The following is an 18,591-nucleotide window of genomic DNA, read 5'->3' as shown; positions in this document are numbered from 1 at the left end:
CTGTGTACCGATTTGAACCCGCTTCAGGTGGGCAAAGCTTGCCGCCGTCCTGCAAGAAAGCAGATGATTGCCGCCAGTTGGATGACAGCGGCCAAGCCGAACAAGGCGGCGCTGCCCGCCGTCGCGCCGAGGAAATCCGCGACGCTTTCGCTGCGCAGCAGACCGAAGCTTACCGGGGCAAAGGCATAGCCCGCCTGACCGATCGCCACGATCAGCGGCACCACCCGTGCGGTGTCTTCGGGCGCAAACTCGGTCTGCGCAATCAGCGGCGGCAGCGAGGTTGCATTGCCGATCCCCAGGCCGAACAGCGCGATCCCCAACACGAGCCACGGGCCAGTTTGCCCCGCTGCAAGGATGAACAACAGCGAGCCCAGCAGTTGCACGCCATAGCTGAGGCAAGCGACAAGGCGGCGGTCTGCCGTGGCAGGCATCAGCCAGCCCACAGCCGAGCGTCCGGCAATCGCGGCCAATGTGGCTGCCCCCATCGCAAGGCCTGCCGCAGCTTCTCCCATCACCGGGACCAGCAGCGAAAACAGATGCGCCAGCAAGCCGATCTGCGCGAAAAGGCCCAGCATCATCCCGGCGGCGAGGGTAAGAAACCGCCGGTTCCGCCACAGCGACTGCGCACCCAGTGGGGCGGCGGGGCTGATCTTGCGCGCGACGGCGAGGCTGGTATGTCCGTCCGGCGATTGGCCCATGCTGTGAGGCGTGCGCGCGAAGACCAGCAGCGAGAGTGCGCCCACCACCACCAGCATGACGCTGCCCACGGCCAATGCAGCACCCGCAAAGCCGACCGCAGCGATCAGGGTGATCCAGAGCGGTGAAAAAATCACGCCGCCAAGGCTCGCGCCATTATAGGCCATGCCAAGGGCTGCGGGGCGGCGCTGCACAAACCACGGTGCAATCAAGGCGTTGACGGCTGCGGCCCCCATCGCTACCCAGCCCGCGCCACTGGCGCAGGCGGCGGCAAACACTTGCCAAGGCTGCGCAACAACCGCCCAACCGAAGGTGCCTATGGCCAGTAAAACCGCGCCGAGAAAGGTGACTTGTGGCACACCCAAGCGGCGGTAAAGCCTGGGCAGATTGGCCACCACCACCGCGCCCGTCAAGAAATGCAGCGTCACCGCCGCCGAGACCATTTCCACTGGCCAACCCGTGCGGGCGACCACGGCATAGAGGAAAATCGGCGGGCCATAGAAGCCCACACCCCAGCCAAAGCTGGCCAGGATGAAGGTCGCGGCGACGACATTCCAGCCAAAGAATCGCGGCTGCGCGGAGGAAGATGTGGCGGGCGAAGATGTGAGGGGCATGTGGGAACTTTCCAAGGGATCTGGCTTGCTTATGGCGGCAAAGCCGGGTGGGATGCTTCGGGATGGACCGAAGTATTCCGCGGCGCGATCGGCTAAGCTTGGGCCAAGCAGGAGGGTCACATGGCGACATCAAACAGGATTGCCGAAGTTGCAGCGGCGGTGGGGGAACCTGCCCGCGCGGCGATGCTTTCGGCCTTGATGGATGGCCGGGCGCTGACCGCGACGGAACTGGCCGGAGTGGCCGCGATCAGCCCACAGACCGCCAGCGGGCATCTGGCGCGGCTGGCCGAGGTGGGGCTGATCGTCGCGGAAAAGCAGGGGCGGCACCGCTATCACCGGGTTGCCAGCCCCGAGGTGGCGCGGATGATTGAAAGCATCATGCAGGTCGCGGGTGGGGTGGTGCTGGCGCGGCCGCTGCGGCGGATCGGGCCGAAGGATGCGGCGTTGCGGGCGGCGCGGACGTGCTATGATCATCTGGCGGGGCAGTTGGGGGTCGGGATCACGACGGCTTTGCAGGCGGGCGGGTTTATCGAAATCGAGGGTGAGGCGGGCGTGCTGACCGAAAGCGGGCGGCTTCGGATGCAGGCCTTGGGGATCTATGCGCCGCAGCAGGGCACGCGGCTGACCCGTGCGGTGTGTAGGCCCTGTCTGGATTGGAGCGAGCGGCGCCCGCATCTGGCTGGGGTGTTGGGGGCGGCGATTTGCAGCCATGCGCTGGATCAGGGATGGGTGCGGCGCAGGGCTGACAGTCGGGCGCTGGAGATCACCCAGAAGGGGCATATCGGGTTGAAGCAGGCTTTTGGCGTGGTGATGGCGGTGCGGGTGGGGTGATCGGTCAATCCGTGGCATTCGCGCGGTCCCGAGTTGGGACCGCGCGAAAGTTGTTTGTTATCTGGATCTTGGAAATTTTTTAAACTTTGATTAACCACGATTTTACTCGTCGGCGCTCTAGGCTTCGGGCGAAACCTTAGGAGTGTCAGACCGTGGGCACGGTGCCGCCATCAATAACGTATTCCGTGCCGGTGATCGACGCCGCGCGGGGCGACACCAGAAAGGCGATCAGATCGGCGACCTCCTGCGGCTTGGCAGGGCGACCCAGCGGAATGCCCCCCAGACTGTCCATGATGATCTTCTTGCCGCCCGCATAATCGGTGCCCGCCTGATCGGCCAAACGCTCGGCCAGTGCCACCGAGGCTTCGGTTTCGACCCAACCGGGTGAGACGCGGACGACGCGGACGCCTTTGGGGGTGACCTCTTTCGACAGCGCCTTGCTGTAGGTCGCCAGCGCGCCTTTGGCTGCGGCATAGGCGATGGTCGATTCGGGCAGCGGCAGTTGGTGTTGGATCGAGGTAACGTGGATCACCACGCCCGCGCCGCGTTCGACCATGCCGGGGACCAAAGCCCGGTCCAACCGCACCGCCGCCATCAGGTTCTGGTTGATTTCGCGCGACCATAGATCATCGGTCAGCACGCCAAAACCGCCGCCCGGTGCGGCAGAGCCACCCACCACGTTCACCAGAATATCGACGCCGCCCAAGGTTTGCAGCGCGGTTTTGGCCAGGTGCGCGCAGCCCTCGGCGGTGATCAGATCGGCGGCGCAGAACGCCACATCTGCGGGCAAATCATCGGGCCGGGTACGCGCGCTGGTCATCACTTTGGCCCCGGCTGCGCGCAAGGCGGCAACAACCGCTTGGCCTACGCCTTTGCTGCCGCCCGTCACCAAGGCCCTTTGGCCTGTCAGATCAATCCATCCCGACATCAGTTGATCTCCAATTCTGTGATCAGGCCAGCGTTCATCGCAAAGCTGAAATCGAGCGTCAGCGGGCTGCCTTTGAAGCCGCCGGAGACCTTGGCTGTGACGATGGTGCGGCCTGCGTCTTCGCGCAAAGACAACGGGAGGGTTTCGTTCACGGGCGCATTTGCGGCGATGTGCCAAGCCTTGATTTCGGCAAGGCCGCGATGGGTTTTGGCCTCATCCTGCACGATGGCATTGGGGGCAAAGCAGGTGTCAAACGAGTGCCGCGTGGTGTCGGAGAGGGCGGCAAAATAGGTGACAAGGGCGGGGGGGAGTGCGATCATTTTGGCATCCTTTGCGTCACAGGTGACGCGGTTGTTGCAATGAAAGCGTTATCGCATTAGCTGTCGATTATGGAAAGAACACACGAAAAAGTAGGGTACTTACCTGAAGGTAAGCTATCGGATAGCACGACCAAATCGCCTGACGCGCTGTCGGCGGCGGTGGGGGTCGAAAGCGTTATTCGGATGTTGGAAGGCCGCTGGAAGCTGGTGATCCTGTTCCAGTTGTTCGGCGGCAAGCTGCTGCGGTTTTCCGAGCTGGAGCGGGCGATCCCGTCGATCTCGCAGAAGATGCTGATCCAGCAGTTGCGACAGATGGAGACGGACGGCATTGTCACCCGGTTGGTGCATCATCAGGTGCCGCCGAAGGTGGAATATGGCCTGACGGCGTGGGGGCAATCGTTGTGCCCGGCGCTGGATGCCTTGTTGCAATGGGCGGGTAATGCGCCGGGTGAGGTGAGTTTAGGGCTGGAACATTTCGTTCCGCGTTAAGGGGTTAGGTGGTCAGCTTTGGCCACAGCAGCTCCACTGTCAGCCCCTGCGCGACCTCTGGCAGCGTCAGTTTCGCACCGTGCCGTGCGGCGATGGCGCGGACGAGGGCGAGGCCCAATCCGTGACCTTGGATGCCGCGATCCTTGTCGCGGGGGGCGCGGGTGAAGCGCTCGAATGCGGCGTCGCGCAGGTCGGGGGGGAGGCCGGGGCCGGTGTCGGTGAGGGTTAGACGGTGGTGGTCTGGGGTGGTTTGCAGGGTGAGGCTGAGGCTGTCACCGGGGGCGCAGTATTTGATGGCGTTGTCGATCAGGTTGGCGAGCATTTGCGCGATCAGGTTGCGGTCGCCCAGGATGTGCAGATCGGGCGTGGTTTGCAGGGTGCAGCGCAGGCCTTTGTCTTCGGCGAGGGGTTCGTAAAGATCCCAAACCTCGGCTATCACGGCGGACAGATCGACCGGAAGCAGGCCGCCGCCGCTGCCCTGATCGGCCTCGGCGCGGGAGATATCGAGGAGCGAGTCGAAGACGCGGATGGCGTTGCGCATCTCGGCCCGCAGATCGGCGGCGAGGGCGGGTTGGCCTTCGATCTGCGCCAGTTTTTGCATCATGCGGTTGAGCGGGGTGCGCAACTCATGCGCGATGGTGTCGGACAGGCGGTGCGTGGCGCGGTTGAGGTTTTCGATGCGGTCGAGCATGGCGTGGACATGGGTTTCGAGCAGGCCAAATTCATCCGGGCTGCGTGGACCGGGGAGGCGGGCGGTGAGATCGCCTGTGGCGACCTGATCGGCAAGGCCGTTGAGGCGGGTGATGCGGGTCATCACGGATTTGGCCGCCAAGGTGCCGATCAGCGCGCCTGCGGCGAGAAGGATCAGGCTGAGCGCGGCCATGCCTTTGCGCAAGCTGGCAAGGGTAGCGTCCACCGGGGTCAGGGAGCGTGCGACCAGCAGCGAAAAATCACCCGGCAGGATGCGCGCGACGCCCAGCCAGTCGCGGCCCTGATGGGTGAAGCGTTGCGCGGCATCGCTGGAGAAATCGGCATAGCTGGCGGTGGGGTCGCGCGGGGTGATCGCCTGCGGCCAGACGGTTTCAGTGCCCGCCAAACGCTTTTGGTTACGGTCTTGCAGCAGCAGCAACTCGTCGGTGGCACTGGCGCTGCGAAAGTCGATGGCTTGGCGCAGCGCGATGATGCGGCGTTGTTGGTAAAGTGCAGAATAGCCCGCGAGATCGGCGCTGAGGGCGGCCTTTGTGGCCTCGGTCAGTCGGGATTCTACAAGGCGGTATTGCAGGCCCATCGCCAGCAGCGACAGGATGCTGATCGCAAGGGCCATGGTGGCGGCCAGTTTCAGGGTGGAACGGGCGATCATGGGGACGGAAGCGGGGCGAAGATATAGCCTTCGCCGCGGGCGGTCTGGATGGCTTGCGATCCGGCTTCCTCCAGCTTGCGGCGCAGGCGGCCGACGTGGACATCGACCACATTGGTGCCGGGGTCGAAATGCAGGTGCCAGACGTTTTCCAGTAGCTGCATCCGGGTGACGATTTGACCCGCGTTCTGGGCAAAATAGGTGATCAGTTCAAATTCCTTTGGCGAAACAGCCACATGCGCGCGGTTGATGTGGACGGTGCGGGCTTTCATGCGGATTTCCAATTCGCCAAACACCAGCAGGTCATTGTCTTGGCCCTGCATGGTGGCGCGGCGCAACAGGGCGCGCAGACGGGCGCGGAGTTCTTCCGGCTCGAAGGGTTTCGGGAGGTAATCGTCGGCACCTTTCTCCAGCCCCTCGACGCGGTTGGCGGCGCGACCCAAGGCAGAGAGCACGAGGATCATCGCTTGCGCGCCACTGCTGCGCATTTTGGCGATGGCCTCGACCCCGTCGCCGCCGGGCAGCATCCGATCCAGCACGATGACGCGGAAGTCTTCGGCGGAGAGGGCGATGCCCTCGGGCAAGGTGGCCGCGATGGTGGCGGTGCAGCCGAGGGCGCGGACCTCTGCGGCGATGGCTGCTGCGGTTTCGGGATCATCCTCGATGATCAGGATGCGGTCGGTTGCGGTGGGCATGGCGGTTCCTTCGCTTTGGCAGATGTCAGAACACCACCACGTCGCGGTCAAGCACATTCGCGCCGCCGACGGGATGCAGCGTCTTGGTGGTGGCCCAAGGGTCGATCAGGACGTGGCGGGTGCCAGTTGTGCCTTGGATCAGCAGGAGGATGGGGCGGGTGAAGCTTTGGCTGAGGTGGCTGGCGGCAGGTTGGCCGTCGATTTGCAGGAGAATCTCGGTGGCGGTGAGGCCTGCGGCGAGGGCGGGGGAGTTCGGGGTGATGGCGGTGATTTCGGTGTCGGTCAGGGTCAGGCCGAGGTCTTGCAGGGTGTATTCGGTGCGGCGTTGCGGGGATGCGAGGTCGCGCAGGGTGAGGGGGGAGTCGGCGGCGGCAAGATCGGCCATCAGGATCAGCACGGAGCCTGCGCGCAGGATGGTGAGGTCGAAGCGGTTTTGGCTTTGAGAGGACTCGAGTGCGAAGGCGAGGTCGCCGGGGGTGGTGAGGGGAGCGGCGTTGACGGCAAGGATGACATCGCCGGGGTGCAGACCCGCCCGTTCGGCAAGGCTGGCGGGGGTTACGGCATCGACCAGCAGGCCGGTGGCGGCGATGTTCAGCGTCTCGGCCAGTTGGCGGCTGACGGGGCGGGCGGTGAGGCCGAGTTTCGGGATCGGCTGTAGGGTTTCGTCGATCAGGCCTTGCACGATGCGGCTGAGGTCGGTGGCCGGGATGGCGTAGGCGATGCCGACGAACATGCGGCTGCCGTCGGCGATCTGGGCGTTCATGCCGACCAGCGCGCCTGTGCTGTCGATCAGCGGACCGCCAGAGGAGCCGGGGTTGAGGGCGGCGTCGTGCTGGATCATTCGGATCGGGGTGGCGGGATCGGTTTGGCGGTCCAACGCCGAGATGCGGCCTGCTGTGACGGTGAATTCGATGTCGAGCGGGGCACCCAGCGCCCAGACCTCTGCCCCGAGTTGCGGTGGGGTTGCAGCGGGGACCAGACCGCCCTGCCCCGGCTTCACCGCGATCACCGCCACATCGCGGCTGGCGTCAGAGGCGATGATCTGGCCGATTTGTTGGTGGCCCGCGGCGTCGGTCAGGCGGACTTCGCCGGCTTGGCCCACAACATGGGCGTTGCTGACGGCGACCGCGCCATCGCCCCACAGGAAGGCTGAACCGAGGAAGCGGTCTTCGGCATCGGCGCTGTGGACGGTGAACACCGATGCCATCGCGGTTTCCAACATCGGGGCATCGGCGGAGTGTGTTTGGGTGGCTTGGGCGGGGGTGACGAGCAGGAGGGCTGCGACGAGGGCGCGGCTGAGGCTGGGGAGGGAAACGGGCATGGATATCCTCGGGTTATGTCTTGGGGTGAGGTTAGCGTGACTGGGGATGCGGTGCCCGTGACAAAGGCTGTCATTGGGCGGGGGGGGGGCGATGAAGGGGGCCAGCCCCCTCGCCCTTGCGGACTCACCCCCGGGATATTTGGGCGCAGAGGATGGGTTAAGAGGGGAGGAGCGCTGGATGGGTGGGCGCGCGCGGCATGGAGGGGTATTTTGGGCATCCTGCGATGGGGCAAGGCGGCTTATGGGCGCAAGAGACGCTTCGGCATTGCCTGCGGATCGAATGAGGGCCTCCCGCGCGGTTGGGGGCCGGTGAAGATGCCGCGCGCGAAGATGTGACGCGCGAAGTTGTGACTGGGGCTGCGACATTTTCCACAAGGCGCGTGGCTGGGTTCCGGGCTATGCTTTGGGCAAATAAAGGAGTTTTGCCGATGCTGATCCGCCCGACACGTCGCCGTTTTCTGGCCTCTGCCGCAGCCTTGCCCTTGGCTGGGATGGCCGTTCCGGCTTGGGCGCAGGCGGCGGAGATGCGCATCGCCACCCGGCAGATCGAGGTGCTGGGGCGGGCGGCGACGGTTTACGGCATGACCGGGCCTGACGGGCGCTCGGGCTTTCATGGTCGCGCCGGGGAGCGGTTTCGCCTGGGGGTGCAGAATGACACCGACACCGGAATCATCACGCATTGGCATGGTCAGGTGATGGCGGCGGAGGGGCAGGATCGGTCTTATACCGGGGGCGGGGAGCTGGCTGCGGGCGCGGTGGATCAGGTGGATTTTGAACTGACCCCCGGCACGCATTGGATGCATTCCCATCAATTAAGCGAACAGCTGCTGATGGCAGCGCCGATGATCTGCCGAGAGGCAGATGCTGAGGATATTCAAGAGCATGTGATCATGCTGCATGATTTCAGCTTTACCGCGCCGGAGGAGATTTTGGCGGGTTTGGGCGGATCGGACATGCATGCGCATGGCGCTGCGGCGGGCGACATGGCGGGCATGGATCACGCGGGCGGCGCTATGGCGGGGATGGATATGGCCGGCATGGTCCATGCCAATGACGTGAAATATGATGCGTTCCTTGCCAATGACCGCACGCTGGCCGATCCCGAGGTGGTGCAGGTCGAGGCGGGTGCTCGGGTGCGGTTGCGGGTGATCAACGGCGGCACGGCGACGGCGTTCTGGATTGATCCGGGGGTGTTGCAGTCGGTGGCGATTGCGGTGGATGGCAGCGCTTGCGCGCCCTTGGCCGCCAAAGCCTATCCGATGGCGCAGGGGCAACGGCTGGATCTGGTGGTGACGATCCCGGCGGAGGGCGGGGCGTTTCCGATCTTTGCGCAGGTCGAGGCGGCGCGGATGCGCACCGGGATTGTGCTGGCGACGGCGGGGGCACAGGTGGCGCGGCTGAGCGATATGGCCGAGATCGAGGCCCCGCATCTGGACACGGAGTTTGACGCCGGGCTGCGGGCGGTAGAGGCGCTACCAGAGCGTGCGGGCCAGATGGCGCATCTGATGTTGGGCGAAGAGGCGGGCTATCGCTTTACCATCAACGGCCGCGTGCATGGTGAGGATACGCCGATTGCAGCCAAATTGGGCGAGCGGTTGGAGCTGATGTTCATGAACACCGGCATGATGATGCATCCGATGCATCTGCACGGGCATCATTTTCAGGTGGTGGATGTCGGGATGGGGCGGTTTAGCGGGCCGCGTCGCGATGTGGTGGTGGTGCCGCCGGGCGGCATGGTGACGGTGGCGGTGGATCTGGACAAGCCCGGCAGTTGGTTCCTGCATTGCCACCATCTTTACCATATGGCGACGGGGATGATGACGGAAGTGCGGGTGACTTGAGCCCGGATGACAAATGCTGTCACCACGATTTCTCAACTTTACAGGGGCTACGCCGCACCGCATCTTTGCGTGAGACGGCCCGCTTGCGCCGTGCTTAGCCCAAGGTTTTGCCATGCTGCGCCTGTCGCTTTTGCTGATGTGTTGCGCGCTGCCTGCGCTGGCAGCCCCGCTTTCAGGGGTGAAAACCGCTGAGCTTTCGGCGCAGCTTTATGCGGCGGGGCTGGAGGCGGGTGATCCGCTGTTGTTGATTGCGGCGGCGAAGCTGCGCAAGCCGCTGGCGTTTCGCGGTGAGGGGCAAGCGCCGCTCGGCTGGGAGGCGATGCTGGCGCGGGCGGAAGAGATGGCTGCAGGCGACGATGCGCTGCTGGGGCTGATCGGCGATGTGCGGGCGGAGACGCGCAAGGGCGTCGCCGCAGGGCCGATGTACCGGATTGGCGCGCTGGCCAGTGGTGGGGGGGATAAATTCACCGGCATCGGCTTTGCGGCGGGGGATTATGCCGAGGTTTATGTCGAAGCGCAGGCTGAGACCGATATGAATCTGCAAGTATTTGACGGCGATGGTCGGTTGGTTTGTGCTGATACCGATCCCAGCCCGATTGCTTATTGCGGCTGGATGGCAGCGGGTGGGGGAGATGTGGTGATGCAGATAGAAAACGCGGGCCCGCAAGACACGGGCTATGCGCTGATGACGAACTGATGCCATGACATTGAAAGCAAAACTGCGCGCGGGGATTGTGGCAATCGGTCTGGGGCTGGCGGCATTTCCGGCACTGGCCCGCGAGAATTACGCGCTGCTGATCGGGGCGGCGGAGTATCAGAACCTTAACCCCAAATACTGGCTGCGGGGGCCTGCCAATGATGTGCGGCTGGTGCAGACTTACCTTACCACCGCCAGCCCGGTGCCGTTCAAGCCCAGCGGCGTGATCGTGCTGGCCGATGGCATCGACGGCGCGCAGGCCCCGACTTTGGCCGCGATCCGAGCCGCGGTGGCGGATCTGACGGCGCGGGTGCAACCGGGGGATTTCGTCTATCTGCATTTCTCGGGCCACGGCTCGCAATCGCCCGCGCTGAACCCCGAGACCGAGTTGGACGGGCTGGATGAGACCTTCCTGCCCTCGGATATCGGCCCGTGGCAGGATGAGATTGGCACGGTGCAGAACGCGTTGGTCGATGATGAGATAGGCAGCATGATCGACGGGCTGCGCGCCAAAGGGGCGGATGTCTGGGCGGTGTTTGACAGCTGCCATTCCGGCACGGTGACGCGCGGGGTGGAGGAAGACGACGTGCGGCTGCGCGAATTGTCGCCCGATGCTTTGGGGATTCCGGCGGAGTTGATGCAGGTGTCAACGCGGGCTTTGCCTGCGGCGGAAGCGCCGTTCGATGAAGGATCACAGCCCGGCATGGGCAGTTTCGTGGCGTTTTTTGCAGCGCAAACCAACGAGGTGACACCCGAAAAGAACCTGCCGAAGGGCAAACCGGGGCGGGTGCCGCAGGGGGTGTTCACCTACACGTTGTTCGAGGTGCTGGCGCAGAATCCGGGGGCGAGTTACGGCCAGATCGGGCAAGAGGTGCTGCGGTCTTACGCCACCAAAAGGCTGGCCACGACCACGCCGATGTTTGAGGGCGATCTGGACCGGGTGGCGTTTTCTGGGCAGGCGCAAGACCGGGTGGCGCAGTGGACGGGGGTGGTTGAAGGCACAGGGTTTTCGATTCCCGCTGGGTCTTTACATGGGCTGGCCGAGGGCGCGGTGTTGGCGGTGATGGCTAAGGCGACCGATGCGGATGCGGCGGCCTTGGGGTTTTTGAAACTTACGGCTGTCGAGACATTTTCGGCGAAGGGCGTGGCGGTTGACAAAGTGCTGCCCGCAGAATTGCCGAAAGGATTTTTGCTGCGCAAGATCGGCACTGATGTGGATTTCACGTTGACGGTGGCGCTGCCGAAGGCTGGAACCGCGCCCGCGCTGGAGGCGGCATTGACGGCGTTGCAGGCGGCCTCTGGCCCTCGGCTAGCCTATGTCGCGGCGGGCGAGGAAGCTGATCTGCGGTTGGCGGTGATCATGGACAGCCCAAGGCCGGATGCGATCTGGGTACTGCCCAGCACGGGGCTGCTGGCGGATTTTGCCACCACGCCTTCGGTATCGACCGCTGACAAGGATGCGGCAGAGTTGGGGGAGGTTTTGGCCGATACGCTGACCACGATGGCCCGCGCGATCAACCTGCAAAAACTGGGCGCGGCGGTGGGATCGGGCAGTCTGAATGTGGAGGTCGAGCTGCTAACCGGCAAGGACAAGAGCAGCCTGCAGGTGGCAAAGGCGGCGGAAGTGCCGCGCTTGGTGCCGGATGATCAGGTGCATATTCTGGCACGCAACAATATGGATCAACCTGTTGACATCAATGTGCTTTATATCGCCGCCGACTATGCGATCAGCCATTGGTTCTCGGGCCGCTTGCAGCCGGGGGATGTGCTGAAGAAAGGCCTGTTCAAGATCGGTGCGGATGTGTTGGGCGATGAGCGGATGATCGTGGTGATGACCCCTGCCCTGCCGCAATCGCCTGTCGAGGATCTGAGTTTCCTCGCGCAAGACGCGCTGGACACCACCCGCAGCCTTGGTGGCTCAAGCCTTTCGGTGGCATTGAGCGAGGCCGGGTTCGGTCAGACCACCCGGAGTGCGACGGCGCTGGAGGATGATACCGAAGGCCCGGCGCCGGGGATGATCGCGTTGGAACTGCGCACGGGGTTGGCGGGAGTATTTGGGCCAATGTGAAATGCAAAGCGCGGCAGAGTTTCCCCTGCCGCGCATTGTTTTGATTGGTGGAGGTTACAGAATTTCCGACATTTTCACCACGCGGCCCTCGGCCACGGATTTCACGGCGGCATCGGCCAAGGCCAGAGCGATCAGACCATCTTCGCCTGAGGGTTCAGCCTTGCCCTTGCCCGCCAGCGCCGCGATGAAGGTCGCGATTTCGGCGGCATAGGCTTCGGTGTAGCGGGTCATGAAGAAATCGTGCAGCGGCGGGCGGGTGTAGCCTGCGGCGGTGGCGACTTCGATTGAGACCGGGCGCTGGTTTTCAGCGCTGACGGCTCCGAGTGAGCCATGCACTTCGATGCGCTGGTCATAGCCATAGGTGGCCCGGCGCGAATTCGAGATCATCGCCTGACGGCCAGATTTGGTTTTCAGCATCACCTGAACAGAGTCAAAATCGCCAGCCACGCCAATCGCCGGATCAACCAGAACGGCGGCGGTGGCGACGATTTCGGTGATTTCTTCACCCAACAGGAAGCGCGCCATGTCGAAATCATGGATCGTCATATCGCGGAAGATACCGCCCGAGCGTTTGATATAGTCAACTGGCGGTGCACCGGGATCGCGCGAGGTGATCACCACCATTTCCGGGGTGCCAATGGTGCCTTTGTCGATCTCGGCGCGCACAGCTTTGAAATGCGGGTCAAACCGGCGGTTGAAGCCGACCATCAGCGTGCCTTTATGGGCGCGCACCACCTCAAGGCAGGCTTTGACGCGGGCGAGCGACAGGTCAATCGGCTTTTCGCAGAACACCGCTTTGCCGGCTTTGACGAATTGCTCGATCAGGTCGGCATGGGTGTCGGTGGGCGTGCAGATCACCACGGCGTCGATGTCTTTTGACGTCAGAATCGCGTCGATGGAGCGGACTTCGCAGCCATATTGATCGGCAATCGCCTGCGCCGCAGCCGGGAAGGCATCTGCCACCGCGACGAGCTGCGCGCCTGCATCGCCGGTGACGGCTTTGGCGTGGACTTTGCCGATGCGGCCAGCGCCCAAAAGCCCGAATTTCACTGTCATGTCGTCCTCCTCATGCGGCAGCCCCAGCTACGGGTGGTCCGGCGGGTTTGCGTTTGCGGAACTGATATTCCATTCGCAGCCAAGATCAATCTGATTTTGCCGATAAGCCAGCAAGCAGCAGCAAATCTCGGCAGAATTCGGCAGGAAATGGCGCGTGCTATGGAACATATATTCCACACGGATCATTCCTGCGCGCGCAACACCTGTGCCGGGCGGGTGGCAAGCGGGCGCAGCACGAAGATCAGGCTGGCGAGCAGGGTCGCACCGATTCCACCTAGAACGATGCTGAGCGCTGAGGCGGGCTCGAAGCTGTAGGGGCTGTCCATGACGAAATACATCACCGCCCATCCGGCGATGCCACCCGCGATGATTGCGACGATGCCAGCGGCGGCCCCCATCAATGCGGCGCGTAGGGCAAAGCTGAGCAGGATGCGGGCGCGGGAGGCACCGAGGACTTTCAGCACGGCGGCCTCGTAGACACGGGCGCGTTCGCCCGAGGCAGCGGCCCCGATCAGCACGACAAAGCCGGTCAGCAGGGTGGCCATTGCGGCGATGGTGGTGGCTTGGGCGATGGCGGTGAGCGCTTCGGTCACGCGGCCAATCGCGGCTTTGACGCTGATCGCGGTGATATTGGGATAGGCGGTGGCGATTTCGCGCAGGATGGCGGCCTCGGCCCCCGGATCGGCGTAAACCGTGGCGATTTCGGTATGCGGGGCCCCTGCAACGGCGGCGGGGTCCAGCGTCATCACAAAGCCCATCCCGGCGTTGGAGAAATCGACCACGCGCAGGCTGGCGATCGTCGCGGTGATGTCGCGGCCAAGGATGTTGATGGTGAGTTGGTCGCCAAGTTTCAGGCCGAGCTCCTCGGCTTCCTCTGCCGCGAAGGCGACTTGCGGCGGGCCTTGATAATCGGCGGGCCACCACGCGCCTGCGGTCAGTTTGGTGTTGGCGGGCTGGGTTGCGGCGTAGGTGATGCCGCGGTCGCCTGCGAGCACCCAGTGTTCACCGGCAACCTTGCGCGCATCCTGACCGTTGATCTTGGTGACGATGCCCCGCAGCATCGGGGCGGATTCGACTTTGGTGACGGCAGGATTGGCGGCAAGTTTGGCACGGAAGCCGTCGATCTGGTCGGGTTGAATGTCGACGAAGAAGAACGAGGGCGCGCGGGTGGGCAGATCGCGGCTGATCGCGGCGCGCAGGTTGCTGTCGATCTGGCCGACCGCCGCCAGAACGGTCAGACCAAGGCCGAGGGCGAGCACGACTTGCATGGTTTCAGCGCGGGGCGCACCAATCGAGGCGAGGGCAAGGCGCATCGCCACTGATCTGCTGCCGCGCGCGAGGCGGCGGGCGAGACGCGCAAGGCCCCAAGCCGCCAGCGCCAGCACGATCAACGCGCCGATGACGCCGCCCGCTGTGCCGAGGGCCAGATTGGCGGTGCCAGACAGCCAGACCGCGCCACCGACCAGAAGCGCGGCCAATGCCAGCATGGCGAGGGCGTAGCGGGCACGCGGCCAGCCGCCAGCAAGGCCACCACGATAAAGCGCCGCCGCGCGGATTTGTTCGCTGCGGGCAAGCGGCCAGAGCGCGAACAGGAAGGCCGAGGTGGTGCCGTAGAAGGCGGCCTCGATGATTGGGCGGGGGTAGAGGGCGATTTGAGCGGGGAAAGGCAGGGCGGATTGGATCGGGCCAGCGAGGGCGAGCGGGACGGCGATGCCCAATATCAGGCCAAGGGCGACGCCGAAGCCGACGAGGACGGCGATCTGGATCAGGTAGGTCTGGAAGATCAGGCCCCCGGTGGCACCCAAGGTGCGCAGGGTGGCGATGGTGGCGATTTTGACCTCGAGATAGGATCGCACGGCGGCGGCGACGCCGACACCGCCGACGGCGAGGCCCGCGAGACCGACGAGGATCAGGAACGCGCTGATACGTTCGACAAAGCGCGCCACGCCGGGGGCGGCTTGGCGGCGATCACTCCACCGCAGGCCGCTGTCGCGGAACTTTGCCTCAGCTTCTACTTGCAGGGCGGCGAGGTCGGCGTTGAGCGGTAGCAGCAGACGGTAGGAGGAATCGAACAATGTGCCGGGTTCCAGCAGGCCAGATTGCGCCAAGGCTTGGGTTTTTACGATAGTGCGGGGAGCGAGGGCGAAACCGCCGGTGGCAGAGTCGGGTTCGCGCAGGATCCGACCTTGCAGGGTAAAGTCTTGCGATCCGAGCTTGAAACGGTCGCCGATACGCAGGCCAATCTGGTCGGCAAGAACGCCGTCCATCACCGCGCCGGGGGTGTCGGTGGGCGTCAATGCGGTGGCCAGATCGCCGGATTCCAGCTGCACCGCGCCGAGCAGCGGGTAGTTGTCATCCACCGCTTTCACTTGCGTCAGCACATGCGCGTCACCCGCCACCACCATCGAGCGGAAGTCGACAATCTCGGAGGTTTTGACCGCGATCTGATCCAGAAACGCGCGTTCTTCCGGGGTGGCGAAGCGATAGGTGAATTCGACCTGCGCATCGCCGCCAAGCAAGACTGCGCCCTGATCCTGCAAGCCTGCCTCAATCGCTGATCGCACCATGCCAACGCCCGCGATGGCCGCCACGCCCAAGGCAAGACAGGCGAGGAACACCCAAAAGCCGCGCAAGCCGCCGCGCAGTTCAGCCCGCGCGATGCGCCACGCCAAGCTCATGCCGGTTCCCCAAGATGCCGAGTGCAGGGTGGGTGTTTACACGCACCGCCCCTCATGCCCCTGCCCCATCAATGCGGCCATCAACCAAACGCACGATGCGGCTGCACCGCTCGGCCAGTTCCGGCGCATGGGTGACCAGCACCAAAGTCGCGCCGTGGCGGTCGCGCAGACCGAAGATCAGCTCCATGATCGCGGCACCGTTGACGCTGTCGAGATTGCCGGTCGGCTCATCCGCCAGCAGGATCGCCGGACGCGGGGCGGCGGCACGCGCCAAGGCGACGCGTTGCTGTTCGCCGCCGGAAAGCTGGGCGGGGTAATGCTGCATCCGCGCGCCAAGCCCCACGGCATCGAGTTCATCCTTCGCGCGGGGGAAGGCGTCTTTGACCCCGGCAATCTCCATCGGCAGGGCGACGTTTTCCAGCGCGGTCATGGTGGGGATCAGGTGAAAGGATTGAAACACCACCCCCATGCGACCACGGCGAAACTTGGCCAGACCGTCCTCATCAAGGCCCGTGATGTCCTGCCCCAGAGCCTGAACACTGCCTTTGGAGACCCGCTCCAGCCCCCCCATCAGCATCAGTAACGAAGATTTGCCTGAACCGGAGGGGCCAACCAGACCTAAGCTCTCGCCACGCGCAACGCTGAGGGTTATGCCCTTGAGGATATCGACGCTGCCTGCATTGCCGGCCAAGGTCAGCCACGCGTCTTGCAACGCCAGAACGGGTTCAGTCATGTTTCACTTCCTGCTGCCTCGCTTGACATATGCGCCGCTTGCGGCGTTTCGCAATGTCACGGCGGCGATTTTTCTGCTGATTTCGCCCGCTTACGCCGAAACCACGGTGTTGGCGCTGGGGGATAGCCTGACGGCGGGCTATGGTTTGCCCAGCGATCAGGGGTTTGTGCCTCAATTACAGGCATGGCTGGCGGCGAAGGGGTCTGACGTCAAGATTGTGAACGCCGGGGTGTCGGGGGATACCACGGCGGGCGGGCTGTCGCGCACCGATTGGTCGCTGAGCCCTGATGTCGATGCGGTGATCGTCAATCTGGGCGGCAATGACATGCTGCGCGGCATTGATCCGGGGACAAGTCGCGCCAATCTGGATGCAATTTTGGCCAAGGTAAAGGCGCGGGGGCTGCCGGTGATGTTGGTGTCGTTGCGCGCGCCGGGGAATTATGGCGCGGATTTCAAGACGGCGTTTGACGCGATGTATCCCGATCTGGCGGCGAAATATGGCGCGGTGTTGGCAGATAACTTCTTCTTTCCGGTGATCAACCAGCAAACCCGCCTGCTCGACCCGGCGTATATGCAGGCGGATGGTATTCATCCCAATGCCAAGGGGGTGGCGAAGATTTTGGAGGCGGTGGGGCCGAAGGTGCAGGAACTGCTGGCACGGGTGGCTTCCTAACCCCCTTGCGCCCGGTCTCGCTTCGGTGAAACTGCGCTGAAAATACCGGAGCCGCGCATGAGCCTTCTGACCGACCTGACCGCCGCCCTTGGAGCAAGCCATGTGATCACTGGCACCGATCTGGAGCGTTATCGCGCCGATTGGACCACGCATTACACCGCCGATCCGGTGGCTGCGGTGCGTCCCGGATCAACGGCCGAAGTGGCTTTGGTGATGCAAATTGCCGCCAAGCATGGCGTGTCCGTGGTGCCGGTGTCGGGGCGCACCGGGCTGGTCGGCGGGGCGATGACCACCGGTGGGCTGATGCTGTCGGTGGAGCGGTTGAACCGGATCCGCGAGATCAAGGCTGGCGCGCGGATTGCAGTGGTTGAGGCGGGTGTGGTGCTGGACCGTCTGCATGAAGCCGCCGAGGCCGAGGGGCTGTATTTCCCGCTGTGGTTCGGCGCGCGGGGGTCGGCGATGATCGGCGGCGTGCTGTCGACCAATGCGGGTGGCTCGAACGTGCTGCGCTATGGCTCGACCCGGGCTTTGTGTCTGGGGTTGGAGGTGGTTTTGCCGGATGGCCGCGTGCTCAATCTGATGAGCCAGTTGCACAAGGATAACTCCGGCTATGATCTGAAGAACCTGTTCATCGGCGCGGAGGGGACGTTGGGGGTGATCACGGCGGCGGTGATGAAGCTGGTGCCACGGCCCCGCGCCTATGCCACGGCTACCTTGTCAGCGCGGTCGTTGCCGGATGCTTTGGTGCTGCTGAACCGTTTGCAGGTGGTGTCGGGTGGCTTGGTGGAAGCCTTTGAATATATGCCAGAAACCTATATGCGGCGCTTGGCTGAGGCGCGACCTGACATTCGCCAGCCGTTTGCGCCCCGGCAGGAGGTAAACATTCTGGTGGAGTTGGGCAGCACCCGGCCTGCCGATGCTTTGGTCGATGCGGAGGGGGTTTTGCCGCTGGCCGCGATGCTGGAAACGACGTTGGGCGAGATGCTGGCCGAGGGGATGGTTCTGGACGCCGAGATTGCAGCATCCGAGGCGCAGCGCCGCGCGATGTGGCAGCGGCGTGAGTTGGCGGCAGAGATCACCGTGGCGCGGCAGCCCGCGATTGACACCGATATTTGCCTGCCCGTCGATGCGGTGGCTGTGTTCTTTGAGCGTATCCATGCGCGCCTTCCCAGCCTTGATCCGGGGGCGGAGACGCTTTCGGTGGCGCATCTGGGCGATGGCAATATCCATTTCACCGTGTTCGGCTCGGACGATTCTGCGGCGCTGTATGACACAGTGGTCGAGGCAGTGGAGGATGAGGTGCAGGCCTTGGGCGGCAGTTTCTCGGCTGAGCATGGCGTGGGACTGTCGAAACTGGCCTCGATGCGGCGGCGCAAAGACCCGCTGGCGCTGGATGTGATGCGCAGCTTGAAGGCGGCGCTGGACCCAGAGGGGCGGATGAATCCGGGCAAGGTTATTCCGCCGGTTTGACCTGGAAAGTGGGGCCACCTCGGGCCCCATCGAGGGGCCGCTCGGCGGCGCTGCCGAGGGAGGGGTTTGAGAAGGCGCGTTGCTGAACGCCGGGAGCCACCGGCGGGAGTATTTCAAAAAGAGC

Annotated in this window: 16 protein-coding genes; 7 read left to right on the top strand and 9 right to left on the bottom strand. The window is 64.2% G+C overall.

Going from position 1 to position 18,591, the window contains the following annotated elements:
- Window positions 1-23: 23 nt before the first annotated feature.
- Entirely contained in the window at window positions 24-1,310 is a 1,287-nt protein-coding gene (locus U1A24_RS14300) for an MFS transporter (protein WP_322322648.1), read from the bottom strand.
- Between the two features lie 120 nt (window positions 1,311-1,430).
- Between U1A24_RS14300 and U1A24_RS14295 the strand changes: the two genes are divergently transcribed.
- A complete protein-coding gene (locus U1A24_RS14295) occupies window positions 1,431-2,141 on the top strand; it encodes a helix-turn-helix transcriptional regulator (RefSeq protein ID WP_322322647.1) in 711 nt (236 codons plus the stop codon).
- Window positions 2,142-2,286: 145 nt separating this feature from the next.
- On the opposite strand, the gene U1A24_RS14290 is transcribed toward U1A24_RS14295, so the two are convergent.
- Together U1A24_RS14290 and U1A24_RS14285 are read right to left on the bottom strand one after the other, a co-directional pair.
- Entirely contained in the window at window positions 2,287-3,069 is a 783-nt protein-coding gene (locus U1A24_RS14290) for an SDR family oxidoreductase (RefSeq protein ID WP_322322646.1), read from the bottom strand.
- Complete coding sequence (locus U1A24_RS14285) at window positions 3,069-3,389, bottom strand: nuclear transport factor 2 family protein (protein WP_322322645.1); 321 nt, start codon at window positions 3,387-3,389, stop codon at window positions 3,069-3,071. The genes U1A24_RS14290 and U1A24_RS14285 overlap by 1 nt, the downstream gene beginning before the upstream one ends.
- A 69-nt stretch (window positions 3,390-3,458) precedes the next feature.
- Between U1A24_RS14285 and U1A24_RS14280 the strand changes: the two genes are divergently transcribed.
- Window positions 3,459-3,878, top strand: a complete 420-nt coding sequence (locus U1A24_RS14280) for a helix-turn-helix domain-containing protein (RefSeq protein ID WP_322322644.1) — start codon at window positions 3,459-3,461, stop codon at window positions 3,876-3,878.
- Window positions 3,879-3,882: 4 nt separating this feature from the next.
- Here U1A24_RS14280 and U1A24_RS14275 read toward each other — a convergent pair whose 3' ends face one another.
- Genes U1A24_RS14275 through U1A24_RS14265 form a run of 3 tightly spaced genes read right to left on the bottom strand, consistent with a single transcriptional unit; the run spans window position 3,883 to window position 7,251 of the window.
- Window positions 3,883-5,238 carry a sensor histidine kinase gene (locus U1A24_RS14275; RefSeq protein WP_322322643.1) on the bottom strand — a complete coding sequence of 452 codons (1,356 nt, stop codon included), beginning with the start codon at window positions 5,236-5,238 and terminating at the stop codon, window positions 3,883-3,885.
- The gene (locus tag U1A24_RS14270) at window positions 5,235-5,930 is read right to left on the bottom strand and encodes a response regulator transcription factor (protein ID WP_322322642.1); all 696 of its coding nucleotides are present in this window, start codon (window positions 5,928-5,930) and stop codon (window positions 5,235-5,237) included. Before U1A24_RS14270 ends, U1A24_RS14275 begins: the two co-directional genes overlap by 4 nt.
- A 25-nt stretch (window positions 5,931-5,955) precedes the next feature.
- Window positions 5,956-7,251, bottom strand: a complete 1,296-nt coding sequence (locus U1A24_RS14265; RefSeq protein WP_322322641.1) for a trypsin-like peptidase domain-containing protein — start codon at window positions 7,249-7,251, stop codon at window positions 5,956-5,958.
- A 428-nt stretch (window positions 7,252-7,679) separates the two neighbouring features.
- Here U1A24_RS14265 and U1A24_RS14260 point away from each other — a divergent pair, with 428 nt between their 5' ends.
- The 3 genes from U1A24_RS14260 to U1A24_RS14250 all read left to right on the top strand — a co-directional run bounded on the left by U1A24_RS14260 (window position 7,680) and on the right by U1A24_RS14250 (window position 11,857).
- Window positions 7,680-9,092 (top strand): multicopper oxidase family protein, encoded by a 1,413-nt coding sequence (locus tag U1A24_RS14260; protein WP_322322640.1) that lies wholly within the window; start codon window positions 7,680-7,682, stop codon window positions 9,090-9,092.
- A 112-nt stretch (window positions 9,093-9,204) separates the two neighbouring features.
- On the top strand, window positions 9,205-9,789 hold the full coding sequence (locus tag U1A24_RS14255) for a hypothetical protein (protein ID WP_322322639.1): 585 nt from the start codon (window positions 9,205-9,207) through the stop codon (window positions 9,787-9,789).
- Window positions 9,790-9,793: 4 nt separating this feature from the next.
- Complete coding sequence (locus U1A24_RS14250) at window positions 9,794-11,857, top strand: caspase family protein (RefSeq protein WP_322322638.1); 2,064 nt, start codon at window positions 9,794-9,796, stop codon at window positions 11,855-11,857.
- A gap of 54 nt (window positions 11,858-11,911) precedes the next feature.
- Here U1A24_RS14250 and iolG read toward each other — a convergent pair whose 3' ends face one another.
- From iolG to U1A24_RS14235, 3 genes are all read right to left on the bottom strand, one after another.
- A complete protein-coding gene (iolG, locus tag U1A24_RS14245) occupies window positions 11,912-12,913 on the bottom strand; it encodes an inositol 2-dehydrogenase (RefSeq protein ID WP_322322637.1) in 1,002 nt (333 codons plus the stop codon).
- Window positions 12,914-13,095: 182 nt separating this feature from the next.
- Window positions 13,096-15,591 (bottom strand): ABC transporter permease, encoded by a 2,496-nt coding sequence (locus tag U1A24_RS14240; protein WP_322322636.1) that lies wholly within the window; start codon window positions 15,589-15,591, stop codon window positions 13,096-13,098.
- A 52-nt stretch (window positions 15,592-15,643) separates the two neighbouring features.
- Complete coding sequence (locus tag U1A24_RS14235; protein ID WP_322322635.1) at window positions 15,644-16,324, bottom strand: ABC transporter ATP-binding protein; 681 nt, start codon at window positions 16,322-16,324, stop codon at window positions 15,644-15,646.
- Here U1A24_RS14235 and U1A24_RS14230 point away from each other — a divergent pair.
- Both U1A24_RS14230 and U1A24_RS14225 read left to right on the top strand, forming a co-directional pair.
- A complete protein-coding gene (locus U1A24_RS14230) occupies window positions 16,323-16,997 on the top strand; it encodes an arylesterase (RefSeq protein WP_322322634.1) in 675 nt (224 codons plus the stop codon). The two genes, U1A24_RS14235 and U1A24_RS14230, sit on opposite strands and share 2 nt — an antisense overlap.
- 57 nt (window positions 16,998-17,054) lie before the next feature.
- On the top strand, window positions 17,055-18,467 hold the full coding sequence (locus U1A24_RS14225) for an FAD-binding oxidoreductase (protein WP_322322633.1): 1,413 nt from the start codon (window positions 17,055-17,057) through the stop codon (window positions 18,465-18,467).
- Window positions 18,468-18,591: the final 124 nt, after the last annotated feature.

Source organism: Cypionkella sp. (assembly GCF_034376685.1).
In the GTDB taxonomy this organism is placed as follows: Bacteria; Pseudomonadota; Alphaproteobacteria; order Rhodobacterales; family Rhodobacteraceae; genus Cypionkella.
The sequence above is the reverse complement of the archived record's forward strand: the minus strand, read 5'-3'. Positions and strand labels throughout refer to the sequence as shown.